Source organism: Bacillus cereus G9842, assembly GCF_000021305.1.
Taxonomy (GTDB): domain Bacteria; phylum Bacillota; class Bacilli; order Bacillales; family Bacillaceae_G; genus Bacillus_A; species Bacillus_A thuringiensis_S.
In genome coordinates, this window is record NC_011772.1 from 2,333,097 (window position 1) to 2,346,407 (window position 13,311).

Here is a 13,311-nt window from a genome sequence, read left to right on the forward strand (position 1 = left end):
AATACTATGAAATCTTTGTAATAGAAGCGAATGCCTGATGATATTACTGAGGAAAGGTGCATATTTTCATTGATATGTAAATATGCACCTATTCTATTGTATATGCAATAGAATAAAGTTAATTTGAATTTCCGTAACGTTCATATATGAAGTAATTCTTTAAAAAAGGAAGTGATTTATTATACAAATTCAAGCTGTGAAAATACCAAAGAATATTGAAAGTCATTTGTTTAAGCAACTTAGTAACTTAGTTTCAAATGAGAAGAAAGAACGAATGAAGCGTTTATTAAATTCATGCGACATTAATAGAACTCTAATAGGAGATTTACTAATCCGATCTCTAATCTGCCAAAAGTATAAAATTAATAATAAAGAAATTAGATTTATATATAATAAGTATGGAAAACCTTTTGTTGAAAAAATTTCTGACTTTCATTTTAATGTGTCTCATTCAGGAGAATGGGTGGTTTGTACTACTGCTAATTTTAACGTGGGTATTGATATAGAAAAAGTTTCAGAAATAGAGGCTTTTAAATTAGCAAAAGAATTTTTTTCAGCGGAAGAATTTTATGATATATCTAATATGAATTCTAATGAAAAAATTAATTATTTTTATGATTTATGGACATTAAAAGAAAGCTATATAAAAACGATTGGAAAAGGGCTTTATACCCCATTAAATTCATTCTCTATAAAAAAAGAATCACGAACTTCAATTTCATACAAGAATATACCTAAAAACTTTTACTTTAAACAATATAACATTGATCCAAATTATAAGTTATCTGCTTGTGCAACAAGAGATGAATTTCCGCAAGAGATAATAATTAAAGACATTTATACAATTTGCCAAACTATATACAAATTTGAAAGTAAGGAGAAAATCAATGCAGAAGACTAAACTTTTTTGCTTTCCACATGCTGGGGGATCTGCGTTTAACTACGCAAAATGGAAAAATTACTTTAATCCATATATTGAAGTAGTCCCGATAGAATTAGCTGGTAGAGGATATAGAATTGAAGAAAGCTTGTACCAAGGTATGGAAGAGGCCGTAAATGATGCCTACACTAGTATAGTTAAGCAAATAGACGCTTCACCGTACATTCTATTCGGGCATAGCATGGGGAGTTTGATTGCTTATGAAGTAGCTAGAAAAATACAGGGTTCTAATAACGAATTACCCGAATTTCTTGTTTTATCCGGTAGAAACCATCCAAATAGTAAAATAAAAAATATCCGATATAATCTTCCTAATGAACAATTTAAAAGAGAAGTTATTGCAATGGGAGGTACACCATCTGGGGTACTTCAATCAGAAGAATTAATGGAGATTTTTCTCCCTATTTTAAGAGCAGATTTTAAGATTGTCGAGACATATATTCATGAAAATAATATACAACCATGTGATATTGATTTTCTTATATTTAATGGGAAAAATGATGAATTTACTACATATGATCAAGTAATAAAATGGAAGCAATATACAAGTAAAACGTGTACTTTTCATTCTTTTGAAGGTAGTCATTTCTTTCTAAATGAAAATATTGAAGAAATAGCAAAGAGTATTATAGGAAAATTAAATTCTAAAAGATTATCAACTAGTTTTTAGGATTTTTCTAAGTATGCTCATGCCTAAGAAACAAAAATATGAAAGATGAAAAATACAGGCATTGCTGAAATATTGTTGAATATATGCATAGAAGCCTAAACGAACTGTTTAAAGGTAGAAACTCTAAGCAAAATGTACATGAATTAACTTTAGTTTAAGCTGGCTTTACCTATAATACCATCAAGATTCCTTATTATACTTAGTACAAAGTACACAACAGTTAGAGAGGCTGTATGTAAAGCAAATGAATATGTGAAGTGAAAAGGCCGACTCTTATAATTATGAGTGGGCCTTTTGGTTTTATGGATATCAAATTAGTGAGCAACATTTCAAAGGGTATCTTGTGATATAACTAAGTAGAATTTTTTAAACAAGGGGATGATGAGATGAATAAATTGAAGGGGAAAATTGCATTAGTAACAGGGGCTAGTAGAGGAATAGGCCGAAGTATTGCATTACATTTGGCACATGCTGGTGCGTTAGTCGTTGTTCACTATAGTAAAAGAAAAGAAGAAGCAGAAAGTGTAGTGGATAAAATTAAACAAGATGGCGGTTCCGCATTTGCGATTCGTGCAGACTTAAGTACTTTTAATGGCATTAATAACTTGTATTCAATGATGGATCAATCTCTTCAAAAATATATAGGTAATACTACATTTGATATCCTTGTAAACAACGCTGGAATTGGGCAGGTTTTAACATTAGAGGAATCTACAGAGGAGTCTTTTGATGAGGTTATGAATATTAATGTGAAAGCTCCATTTTTCATTATTCAGAAGGCTTTGCCACGTTTAAAAGATGGGGGAAGGATTATAAATATTTCGTCTTTTGTCACAAGGGTAGCCTCCCCAAGTGTTTTTGCCTACAGTATATCTAAGGGGGCAATAAATACACTCACTCATACTTTAGCTCAACAACTTGGTGTTCGTGGTATTACAGTAAATGCAATTCTCCCAGGCATAATTAACACAGAAATGAATGCTGAGACATTGGGCAACCAAGATGGACAAAAATATGCTGCAGGTTTATCGACCTTTAATAGGTGGGGGGAACCTAATGATATAGCTGATATTGTAGGTTTTCTTTCATCATCAGACAGTCGTTGGATAACTGGTGAGTTAATTGATGCAAGTGGTGGATCTTGCTTATAATATTAGAGGAAAAGCCAACTTAAATTAAGTTGACTTTGCAATTCTATTATTTGTTTGTTAAACCAGTGAACTATGTATCATTTTTTAGTTCTTAGAATAGTCACCTTGAGATGGGGCCAAATGTAGTAAGTCAATCAGGGGAGAGAACTAATTATGCTTTAGTATGATTTATGATAAGTATAAATGGTAAAAAGCAATGAATATGCACAATTTCATATGTAAATAGGTACTTTTTGTTAACTCTTTTAAAGGGAAGGAAATGTATGAAATTATTATGATAGAATCAATTTGTATTAAATCGAAAGGGGATGAGAGTATGCTAAAAAGAATGATTATAGGAGTTTCATCATTATTAGTGGGAGCAACAGTTGGCTTAGCGACTGATGTATCCGCAGCACCTGCACCACCATTAACATCATTAAATGTGGTAAAAGTTGAATCTCAATTAGGCGGGGTTGAATTTATTGGTCCTAATAATTTAAGTACAGCTAAAGATCACGGAGGGAGCTATTTATACATTTATACAAATGAAATGGGATATGGTAGAAATCCAATTGCTCAAATGAGTGGTCAAAAACTAAAAAAAGTAGATTCTAAGATGATTGATATAAATGGGGATAGAACAGTGGATGGATGGGAATATAAATGGGATGCTTCAGGACAGCAAAATGGGCAATTTAAATATCAAAATACATCTACAAATGCACCTTGGAATACATTATCTACGTCATTAAATATTAAATAAACTAACAGAAGAATTCGATGTTATTTTTTTATGTTTGTTATATATGTAACGTTTGGATACCTAAAGGAGTCTACGTTTTTAAGTAGGCTCTTTCTAACTAATGATAAGATATCAGCAAATAGATAAACTATTTTTTCTAATCGAAAAATTAAAAGTTTACATAACATTTTTCTGGTAAACAATTCTAGGTTTAATAGTGTAATCAATAAAGTAAGGGAATCTTTCATAAAATCAATTAAGTTATTTAGTGGGTCTTTCATCATAAATATCTAAAACTACATATTTATGAAATTTTATAAAATTTTCACTTTATATTTAGTCCTAAATCATACGATTTTAATACAAAATACTATAATTTGATTAGTAATAGCAGTGAAAAAAACATTAAATATATCTAGATTTTAAAGCTAATGTTACTTTATTACGTAATTTGTTTAAAGGGATATATAGGGTTATTATTCAATGTAACTAAAATAATTTAAAAGGAGATAGGAAGTTATGTTTAAAGTAAAAACAAGGGGAAAAATAAAAGAAATTGTTATGGTTTCAACGGCTTGTACCATGTTGTCAATGTATGGAGCACCAATTTCTAGTACAGAGGCAGCAACCCGATCTCATACCCCATCAGTTTATGTAACACCACAGAATACTGCTGCTTCAGATATTATTAGCATAGACTGGTCACCAGTCCAAACAGCACCTTATACATATTGGGCTGTGCATAACTGGAATCAGGGAGGAGAAGGTGGTGGTTATGCGGGCTTCCAACAACAAAGTGGTTTTGATCAATTCGGTAAACGTACCCTTCACTTTGCGCTTTGGGATCCAATAGCATCAAACCAAGCAATAAAAGCTGAATATTTATCGCCGACTTCAGAAGCCAGTAGATTTGGTGGAGAAGGAACAGGTCTAAAGGTACAAACAACTTATAATTGGAAAGATAGTGAATGGTATCGAATGACTCTACGTTCTTGGCAAGAAGATGGCCATACAAAGTTTGGCCAGTGGATAAAAGATAATAAATTAAATCAATGGAAGTTAGTTGCTATTATGGATCATCCAGTTGCAAATGTGGCATTTAACTATGGTTTATCGATGTTTCAAGAGGACTGGGCTGGTAATGGACAAGATGTAAGAGAAGCACGTCTTAAAAATGGATACAGCAGAAAAGTTTCAGATAAACAATGGAATTCTTGGAATAATCAGCGTATCTCTGGGCAACATGATACGTCCTATCAATACGATGGAGGAGCAACTTCAGAATATCTATGGGTTAGGGCAGGAGGAAATACTCAATCAACTATTGGTACTGGAAAAACCTTTAATATAAATCAGCCTAGTCAACCAGAAATGGGAAATTTAGATTTTGATATTCAAAATACTCGCTTTGAAGATGGAAAATTAAATGTTTCATGGAAATTGAAAGAACAAAGTACTCCACAGTTTAAAGGGAAAATTGAAATCTATGACAATGAAAAGTTAATGGGACAACCTTTGAAAGTAATCGATAATATTAAGTCTTACAAAACTGAGGTAAGTCAAACTATGCAATTGCCTCAAACGGCTTTTGCTAAAATTACATTAACAGACATATTTGATCGAACTGTAGAGAAAAAAGTAGAAATTACAAATGAAAATTCTGATATTTTAGTAGGGAACCAATTTGCATGGTCCCTAAAAGGATATAGTGATCGAGAAATTGCAAAAGTAGATTATAATAAAACAGCAGAAGAGCTGAAAATCAAATTAGAAGCTGGTGTGCCGCATTCTTATTTCAATAGCACATATGCAAGTATTAAAGTCCAGAATTCATCTGGTAGCGTTTTGTACAATAAGGAAATTATGGGAAATAGACAACAAAATGCTGAAACCCAAACAGTACCTGTAAAAGTAGGAGATTATTTAGAATTCACTCATATAGAAGGGGAAGCAGCAAAGGAAAAAACACGCGCAACATTAACGAATCTTGAAAATAATAAAAATGAGACTATTGGAAAGTCAGCAAGGTATGAGGTTACAAAAGAGGGATTAAAGAAAGTAGAAAAAATGCCAGAGACAACAATTCTAGATGGAAAACAATTTGCATGGTCCCTAAAAGGATATAGTGATCGAGAAATTGCAAAAGTAGATTATAATAAAACAGCAGAAGAGCTGAAAATCAAATTAGAAGCTGGTGTGCCGCATTCTTATTTCAATAGCACATATGCAAGTATTAAAGTCCAGAATTCATCTGGTAGCGTTTTGTACAATAAGGAAATTATAGGAAATAGACAACAAAATGCTGAAACCCAAACAGTACCTGTAAAAGAGGGAGATTATATAGAATTTACTCATATAGAAGGGGAAGTGGCGAAGGAAAAAACACGAGCGACTTTAACTAACCTTGAGAATGGAAAACAGGAATATATAGGAAAGAAAAGAACATATCGGGTTACATCTACAGGTTTAATCAGACAATAGACGTATTAAAAAGTTGGGGGAATCCCCAACTTTTTTTATCATTTTAGTCAAGAGGATTCCTTCTTCAAGGAATGCGAAGTGAGTAGGTGGAGATAAACTGGCTTCGAATAACGGATAGCAGGAAGCTTTATCAATAAGTATGCAAATATTTTAAAAACTAATTTTTATACAAAAAGTGTATACTTATGACAAAAAAGTTTCATTAAACCAATAATTTTGTTTTTGGGTAAATTTAAGGTGCGTAATTAATATGCATTTTTTAAGAAAAATGCATAATTATGTCAAATTTTCTTCATTTACATGACCATGAACGTGGTATAAAAATGAAGCATATCCAAAATTATTAAAGGAGCTGAAAAAATGATTAAAAAACTTATTATTGGTTCTATTTTTTTAGGAACAGCAATAGGAGTAAGTAAACCTACATTTGCTTCAACAAATGATTCTCCATCACAGTTTCAAGATAGGGGAAATGCCCAAGTTCAATCAATACCATCACCATGGCAGTATTTAGGGCAAACCTCTAGGGAACTTCAAATTAAAACTAAGGATCCAAAAGTGCTTGCTTTTGAATTAGCAAAAGAGGCTCCATTTTACGAAGATGAATTAGTGGATGTGTGTTCTGCAATCTTAAGAGAAAATGTAAATGTAGTATATTGGACAAGTAAGGAATGGGCTAGATTTGAAGTAGGAAATTACGAGTTTAAACATGAAATGAAAATTTATAGAGATAAAGAACGTCAGCAATTAATTACTTCACTAGAATCATAAAAAAAATAGAAGCTATCTTTAGTAAGATATGCATCCAATGTAGACAGGAAAAGAAAGCACATAAAACTGTTTCGATATTGGAAAGTAAACTAAAAAAACAAGTATAATTACTTGTTTTTTTTAGGTACAGTAATTATTTAGAAGGCTTAGCTTGTGCATGGTCACCTACATTAATTGGATAACCATAATCCGCTCTACAACATGATTGGGATACAAAAGCTAGAAAGATATCAATCCATTTATTTTTAAATTGAATTAATATTCCTCCATCATGGTATGATTCGTTATATTTTGAAAAATCATTTCACAAGCAATATGTAATACTTTATGGGAACATTATTAAATTTGAACGATATTAACAGAACTTTGTTGATAATTAGCTAAAAAAGTATTGTACGATTAAATACATTGTGTTACATTTGTGTTACAAAACTATTACTTAATGTTATTATTGTTTCGTTAATGTTTCTTGTTGTTTCTGTAATGTTACGAAATTTATAGATGTTTTATGTGTATAGGAGTGTGTGTAGTAAAGAGTCTGAGTTGAAAATAAGTGCACACTTTAAATTTCCTTTCTGTCTGAATGAAGAAGACTACCAACTAATTAAGGGGTTTAAAGTAAAAACTTTAAATAAAATGTGCTTCCTTTCCCACACACAATTTAGTACATATTTAAAGTACAGTCTAGTTGCTACACAGACTCTTGTACATATAAACATTAAGGTGAAATAGAGATAAGGATTTATTACATAAAAAGCATTACTTAGCTAAACGTAAAAATATTATCTGTGCATTTTGATAAAATGTTAAAATGCCTAGATGATATTTTTTAGAAGATTTCTTGGATATGTTTATGAATAACAATTTCTAATACTTAATGATTCTCTACTGCTAAAATATCCAATAATTTATGTAATTGGATTTATAAGGTGTATGTACATTCACTTATATAGGGAAAATGAGGTTTTTCATATGAAGTATAGTTATAAAGTTTTTATATTTATTTGGACAATTATTTTATTGTTTTTTCTACTTTATTATGGTTACAGTGAATTTTCCGACACCGAGCAGGTGCCAGTCATAACAATCAAAAAATAGAAGTGAAAAATATTGAGAAAACCAAATGAGATAAAAATAGATACAGTAGAAAGACTACTACAGGAAGTAATTAATCGTACGAAGTTAGATGAAATATTGGAAATAAAAAACTTTAATGGAAAATATGTTGATTGCTGCTTGGGGAGAAAATTGTAGATATCACAATTGGTATAAAGATATTCATGAGTTATTCAGAGGTTACGATTTACACTGCCTTAGGAAAAAAAGGATAGGTTTCCGAGAAACCCTTTATATTTAAGTAACGATTCAAGCTAATAGATTACATAAAATCAGAGCGGATTGTGCATCGTCTTATTCGAACTACAAGAAACCATAAACGAACAAGTAAAGCGGGACTTAGAGTAAACTGTAATGGTGAAACAGGAGGAGACGCATGGGTGTGGTGTTCAATTTGTCATGAAGAACATCCCGTTCTTTTCTGATATGTTTCAATATAATCAAGGAAACCCCTATCATTCCTTACCATTATGTCAGCACACATATATGGTATACGCTCATTTAACAGAGAATTATGTAGGGGAAGATTTATTTCTTCTGCAAAGTGCTGCAGCATTCCATGATACAGGTAAACCGTTTTGCCGTGTATTTAAAAAGCTCAAAGGGTACCATTCGTATTATGGTCACGAATATGTCAGTACTCACATCGCTTGCCACTTTTTAATGGAACTTGGTTTCGAATAGGAGTTTATTGAGAAAGTATTAATGATTACAGAGTTTCATATGAAGATGTTACATGGCGGGGAAGAGGCAGCACGTGAAATCTATCATTACTGCGGTGATGAGATGCTTACGAAATTATATTTTTTCCGAGATGCAGATGCAGATGCATTTGCGAAGTAGAGAAGGGAAAAAATGCTTGTAAATATCCACGAACATTGCACGTTCCTTGGTCGATAGGGGTAACAAGTGATGACCGTGTTCTACAAAATATGGACGGATTTGAAACTCAAGAAGTAATCGTACTAGAAAAGTTAGATGGTGAAAATACATCCCTTTATAAAGATGCTATTCATGCAAGGTCGTTATCAAGTGGTCATCACCCATCGAGAACATGGGTAAAAACGTTACAAGGAAGTATGGGGTATAGAATTCCAGAAGGATGGCGTATATGTGGTGAAAATGTATATGCTTGTCATAGCATTCACTACACAGCACTGACTTCCTATTTTTATGTCTTTTCAATATGGAATGAGAAAAATGAATGTTTATCGTGGGATGCAACAGTTGCATGGTGTAAAAAGTTAGGCCTTGCACACGTTCCAGTGTTATATCGTGGCCCTTATAATGAAAAGGTAATTCGTTCGTGCTACAACGGTACTTCACTCTTTGGAGGGATTCAGGAAGGGTATGTACTTAGATTAACGGATGCGTTTCACTATAATGATTTTTCAAAATCCGTAGGGAAATTTGTTCGAAAAGACCATGTGCAATCCAATCAGCACTGGATGACACAAGCGGTTATCCCCAATAAATTAGCAAAATAAAAACACGCAATTCCAAATGGAACTGCGTGTTTTTTCGTTTTCTAACATCATTTGACGTTCATGTATGGTTACTCTTATCAGAGAATATACTCCCTAACACGGAAAACTATTAATTTATTAGTTTTTATTCGTAACTTTTAAAGTATCTAATACAACTTTAGTCGCGTCAGCAATAAGCTTATCATTATATTCTGCATCTTCTTTATCATGATTAGAAAGGATGGCAAGAACAATTGGCTTTTTGTTTGGTGGCCAAATAATCGCAATATCATTCCTTGTTCCATAAGATCCTGCGCCTGTTTTATCAGCTACTTCCCATCCTTTTGGTACGCCCGCACGAATCAACTTATCACCAGTCGTATTTCTCTTCATCCAATCTACTAATAATTCACGTTTCTCTGTTGGAAGTGCAGATCCTAATGTAAATGATTGAAGTGTCTTAGCGATCGCTTCTGGTGTACTGGTATCGCGCGTTTCTCCAGGATGTACTTCATTTAATTCAGGTTCAAATCGTTCAGATTTAGTAACCGTATCTCCTGTTTCTCTCAAGATTTTTTCAAATGCGGATGGACCACCTAATTTTTTAAGAATTAAATTATGTGCCGTACTGTCACTATATCGAACAGAAGCATCTGCAAGTTCTTTTAACGTCATTCCTGTATCCACATGCTTTTCTGTAATTGGATTATAATTAGAAAGGTCTTCACGCGTATACGTAATCCTTTCATCAAGAGCTTCTATTGAGTTCTGACGTAAAAGAGCTCCCGCTGCTAATGATTTAGATGTAGAGGCAAATGCAAAACGATCATTTGGATGATAAGCAACAGTTTGATTTGTACCTGTATCCAGAGCATAAATACCAAGCTTAGCATTATATTCTTTTTCAAGCTTAGCAAAAGAATCATGACCTGTATTTTCTTGTTTAATTTGCTTTATTTGTTTTGTTTGCTTAGGTGGTTCAGATGGAGTATTACTATTAGAACACCCTATTAGTGTTACACATGAAAGTAATACGACAGGTACAATCTTTTTGTAGGTAAAGAACTTGTTTAAAACGTACATGAATTTTCAACCTCTTTCAACAATATATGGATTTTGTTTTGGTATTTTAAATACCGATGTTAATTAAAGTGGGTGTTGGATACCAATACTTCTGAAGTTGAATTTTAACAGGATAAGCAGAACCAAAGCGTTTATATGAATGAACGGTTACTGTTTAGGGTGTTTCTTTTTTGCTTACACTTGTAATAGTTTACCTGTGAAAGTATTAAACTCGTAACATTTAAATGAAGTATTTCAATACACACTTTTTTTACATCACTTTACTTTTGGGAATAATAAGTCCTTTCATATTTTTAGGAATACACATAATAGACACTCTAAGTAATAAATTTGTTCCATTTTAACTTGGTGAACGGTAAAGAAAATACAATGAATTGTAAATGAAACCTGTACGGGAGTATAGTACAGTGCATATGAAAAACCCCTCAATGCTATCTCTGAAAAAATCATAATTCTCGGCTTTATAAACTGTATTTTCAAAAACATTGCGAGCTTGTAAGAAAAATGAAAGGTAATTCAATATGAGATAAACAACCTTACTACTACAATGAAAAACAGAATTATTCTTAAAAATCATGAGATACGATATCAAGTTATTTGCGTGTTTAATATATTTGACCAAATATTCCAGTTTCAATAGGAAAAGTCGAATCAGACCATTAACGAATGGTATATTATTCGTATTTTGGAAAAGTCAAAATGTAGACAAGCATCTTCTATCAAATCTCATTCTTAGTGTGTACATTTGGAGGGGATTTCTCATATGAAATTAGTAAAAGTAACAGATGTTAGTTAGGAGAAAGATGATAATGTTAACAAATTCTATGGGAAGGTGAAGAAAGAAGGTAGCGTAGGTCTATTCCTACGTGTATATCATTTAGATAAAAAAGGTGTAACAGCTTGGGAGGAAGTGCAGGAAGACGAGCTTCCTAAGAAAGTAAAAAAAAAACTAGGTGTGAAATAATCATTTATTTGTGATGGTGGATTCTCCTACGTCGAGGGTTTGCCGTTTTTTATTATATGTTATGTTGTAATTTTTTATATGAAGTATATTGAAAAGATAGGGTAGATCTTCTGGAATGATATTTCCATAATTAATAATTTGTACGTTAACCTTTCCATTATTACTAATTCCTTTTGTATCAACAAATTTCCCCACATATCCCTTTGTACCAATATCTTTTAAAGTACGTATAAAAAATGCCCTTTATCTTATCTTTATCTTATCTTTACCTTATCTTTAAATTTTTATATTAAACTTGAAACCTTAAAGTATTGATGTTTGAGTCTAAAAAGGGCGGGAGATAGATGTTCATTACATAGTTTGTAAATAACCAATTACCTTTGAAAAATTGAATTTTTTATACGAGGAGGAATATATGAAGGATACAAGTAAAAAACAAATTATAAAAGTGTTCCTTATTAGTATTTTAGGCTTAGGAATAATACTTGGAATGCTTTATTTTAATCATAAAACCAATATTCAACAAAATAAAGCACTAGCCACCGAAAAACGTGTATTGCAATATGAGTCTACCTTAAAAAAAGAATTAGAAAAATATAATTTAGGAGAGAAAACTGCAGTTTTATTAGGAATTATGTACCAAGAGAGTAGAGGTGAGGGAAACGACCCTATGCAGTCATCCGAATCACTTGGATTAAAACCAAATGAAATTCAAGAGACAAGCTTGAGCATTAAACAAGGGGTAAAACACTTTGCTAAAATGTACAAATATGGAACGGACAAGGATGTTAGCATGGATACAATTATTCAAAGCTATAATATGGGGCCAGGGTATATTGATTTTATTGCTAGTCAAGAAGTTAAACAACACTCGGAGGATTCAGCCAAAACGTTTTCTAAGATGAAGGTTGATCAAAATCCAGCGATGTATACTTGTGGTGGAAATAAAAATAATTTTAGGTATCCATATTGTTATGGTGATTTCACATATGCCACAAAGGTAAATGAAAAAACAAAACTTATTGAAGAACTTCTTCGAAATGTACATATCTCTTCTAAATAAGTTGCAGAATGAAATATAATGATACCATCAGTTATTAACAATAATATCTAAGAAAAAAACTACTTTCTTTCTTAATTCACAAAATTTTCAAAAATAAATTCCGTGGATGTCAATATTTGTTATATAGTATATTTGTCAAAGCATTACCCCTAAAGTTTCTAAAGTCAAGCTGTAAGATAGTTTGTTTGGCCCGTATTTTCACCTTAAAATAAAAAAACTTGTAGAGATTCCTGCAAGTTCTTTTTGTTTTAAGGGTTAAAAGTGGATTTTAAATATAGTTGCAATTTTTTGAGGGGGAAAAGTAAATGTTTATAAAAACAGAAAGATTATTAATACGAAAATTTGAGTTCAAAGATTGGCAAGCTGTTCATGAGTATACATCAGATATCAATGTTATGAAATACATACCTGAAGGGGTTTTTACTGAAGAAAATACAAGGAACTTTGTGAATGAAAACATTGGTGAAAACGCTAAGAACTTTCCTGTAGTATTAATTAATAAAGATATTCTGATTGGTCATATAGTTTTTCATAAATATTTTGGTGAGCATACATATGAGATTGGTTGGGTGTTCAATCCAAAATACTTCAATAAAGGATATGCTTCTGAAGCAGCACAAGCTACATTGAAATATGGCTTTAAGGAAATGAAATTACATAGGATTATAGCTACATGTCAGCCACAAAATATTCCATCATATCGAGTGATGGAGAAGATTGGAATGAGAAGAGAAGGCTATTTTAGGAAGTGTATACCACATGGGAATGAATGGTGGGATGAATATTATTACGCTATTTTAGAAGAAGAGTAGTTTTTTAGAACGCACTATTTAAAACGGCAGATTAAAAACAAGTAGGTTATATTTCTTCTGCATATGTTAT

General features: G+C 31.9%; 12 protein-coding genes and 2 pseudogenes. 12 read left to right on the plus strand and 2 right to left on the minus strand.

Annotation, left to right across the window (positions count from 1 at the left end):
• Positions 1-196 precede the first annotated feature (196 nt).
• The 6 genes from BCG9842_RS11645 to BCG9842_RS11670 all read left to right on the plus strand — a co-directional run bounded on the left by BCG9842_RS11645 (position 197) and on the right by BCG9842_RS11670 (position 6,737).
• Positions 197-901, plus strand: a complete 705-nt coding sequence (locus BCG9842_RS11645) for a 4'-phosphopantetheinyl transferase family protein (protein WP_000701210.1) — start codon at positions 197-199, stop codon at positions 899-901.
• Entirely contained in the window at positions 888-1,610 is a 723-nt protein-coding gene (locus BCG9842_RS11650; protein ID WP_001172926.1) for a thioesterase II family protein, read from the plus strand. Before BCG9842_RS11645 ends, BCG9842_RS11650 begins: the two co-directional genes overlap by 14 nt.
• Positions 1,611-1,996: 386 nt before the next feature.
• Entirely contained in the window at positions 1,997-2,761 is a 765-nt protein-coding gene (locus BCG9842_RS11655) for an SDR family oxidoreductase (RefSeq protein ID WP_001037508.1), read from the plus strand.
• 259 nt (positions 2,762-3,020) lie between these two features.
• Positions 3,021-3,506 carry a DUF4879 domain-containing protein gene (locus tag BCG9842_RS11660; protein WP_000272949.1) on the plus strand — a complete coding sequence of 162 codons (486 nt, stop codon included), beginning with the start codon at positions 3,021-3,023 and terminating at the stop codon, positions 3,504-3,506.
• A gap of 498 nt (positions 3,507-4,004) precedes the next feature.
• On the plus strand, positions 4,005-5,966 hold the full coding sequence (locus tag BCG9842_RS11665) for a DUF3472 domain-containing protein (RefSeq protein WP_000477424.1): 1,962 nt from the start codon (positions 4,005-4,007) through the stop codon (positions 5,964-5,966).
• A gap of 360 nt (positions 5,967-6,326) precedes the next feature.
• The gene (locus tag BCG9842_RS11670; protein WP_000592185.1) at positions 6,327-6,737 is read left to right on the plus strand and encodes a hypothetical protein; all 411 of its coding nucleotides are present in this window, start codon (positions 6,327-6,329) and stop codon (positions 6,735-6,737) included.
• A 133-nt stretch (positions 6,738-6,870) separates the two neighbouring features.
• Here BCG9842_RS11670 and BCG9842_RS30965 read toward each other — a convergent pair.
• Positions 6,871-7,026: pseudogene (locus BCG9842_RS30965) on the minus strand (DUF2278 family protein); the annotation flags it as partial.
• Between the two features lie 1,181 nt (positions 7,027-8,207).
• Here BCG9842_RS30965 and BCG9842_RS11675 point away from each other — a divergent pair.
• The 3 genes from BCG9842_RS11675 to BCG9842_RS11685 all read left to right on the plus strand — a co-directional run bounded on the left by BCG9842_RS11675 (position 8,208) and on the right by BCG9842_RS11685 (position 9,340).
• Positions 8,208-8,537: a hypothetical protein gene (locus BCG9842_RS11675; protein WP_000240601.1), complete on the plus strand. Its 330-nt coding sequence runs from the start codon at positions 8,208-8,210 to the stop codon at positions 8,535-8,537.
• A gap of 21 nt (positions 8,538-8,558) precedes the next feature.
• Positions 8,559-8,696, plus strand: a complete 138-nt coding sequence (locus BCG9842_RS11680) for a hypothetical protein (protein ID WP_000627208.1) — start codon at positions 8,559-8,561, stop codon at positions 8,694-8,696.
• Positions 8,697-8,785: 89 nt separating this feature from the next.
• Positions 8,786-9,340: an RNA ligase family protein gene (locus BCG9842_RS11685; RefSeq protein WP_000348600.1), complete on the plus strand. Its 555-nt coding sequence runs from the start codon at positions 8,786-8,788 to the stop codon at positions 9,338-9,340.
• Between the two features lie 117 nt (positions 9,341-9,457).
• Here BCG9842_RS11685 and blaIII read toward each other — a convergent pair whose 3' ends face one another.
• Positions 9,458-10,402 (minus strand): class A beta-lactamase BlaIII, encoded by a 945-nt coding sequence (gene blaIII / locus BCG9842_RS11690; protein WP_000289420.1) that lies wholly within the window; start codon positions 10,400-10,402, stop codon positions 9,458-9,460.
• 859 nt (positions 10,403-11,261) lie between these two features.
• On the opposite strand from blaIII, the pseudogene BCG9842_RS31800 reads away from it, so the two are divergent.
• The 3 genes and pseudogenes from BCG9842_RS31800 to BCG9842_RS11705 form a co-directional block, all read left to right on the plus strand.
• Positions 11,262-11,366 (plus strand): annotated as a pseudogene (locus tag BCG9842_RS31800) (YxeA family protein); the annotation flags it as partial.
• A 415-nt stretch (positions 11,367-11,781) separates the two neighbouring features.
• Positions 11,782-12,429, plus strand: coding sequence for a lysozyme family protein (locus tag BCG9842_RS11700; protein ID WP_000655722.1), 648 nt, complete (start codon positions 11,782-11,784; stop codon positions 12,427-12,429).
• A 305-nt stretch (positions 12,430-12,734) separates the two neighbouring features.
• Positions 12,735-13,241, plus strand: coding sequence for a GNAT family N-acetyltransferase (locus tag BCG9842_RS11705; protein ID WP_000470152.1), 507 nt, complete (start codon positions 12,735-12,737; stop codon positions 13,239-13,241).
• Positions 13,242-13,311 lie beyond the last annotated feature (70 nt).

What these genes read in the sequence shown, in the direction of transcription:
- BCG9842_RS11665 (WP_000477424.1), top strand. Translation starts at nt 4,005, where the DNA reads ATGTTTAAAGTAAAAACAAGGGGAAAAATAAAAGAAATTGTTATGGTT.
- BCG9842_RS11705 (WP_000470152.1), top strand. Translation starts at nt 12,735, where the DNA reads ATGTTTATAAAAACAGAAAGATTATTAATACGAAAATTTGAGTTCAAA.
- BCG9842_RS11670 (WP_000592185.1), top strand. Translation starts at nt 6,327, where the DNA reads ATGATTAAAAAACTTATTATTGGTTCTATTTTTTTAGGAACAGCAATA.
- BCG9842_RS11650 (WP_001172926.1), top strand. Translation starts at nt 888, where the DNA reads ATGCAGAAGACTAAACTTTTTTGCTTTCCACATGCTGGGGGATCTGCG.
- BCG9842_RS11680 (WP_000627208.1), top strand. Translation starts at nt 8,559, where the DNA reads ATGATTACAGAGTTTCATATGAAGATGTTACATGGCGGGGAAGAGGCA.
- BCG9842_RS11655 (WP_001037508.1), top strand. Translation starts at nt 1,997, where the DNA reads ATGAATAAATTGAAGGGGAAAATTGCATTAGTAACAGGGGCTAGTAGA.
- blaIII (WP_000289420.1), bottom strand. Translation starts at nt 10,402, where the DNA reads ATGTACGTTTTAAACAAGTTCTTTACCTACAAAAAGATTGTACCTGTC.
- BCG9842_RS11685 (WP_000348600.1), top strand. Translation starts at nt 8,786, where the DNA reads ATGGACGGATTTGAAACTCAAGAAGTAATCGTACTAGAAAAGTTAGAT.
- BCG9842_RS11675 (WP_000240601.1), top strand. Translation starts at nt 8,208, where the DNA reads ATGGTGAAACAGGAGGAGACGCATGGGTGTGGTGTTCAATTTGTCATG.
- BCG9842_RS11660 (WP_000272949.1), top strand. Translation starts at nt 3,021, where the DNA reads ATGTATGAAATTATTATGATAGAATCAATTTGTATTAAATCGAAAGGG.
- BCG9842_RS11700 (WP_000655722.1), top strand. Translation starts at nt 11,782, where the DNA reads ATGAAGGATACAAGTAAAAAACAAATTATAAAAGTGTTCCTTATTAGT.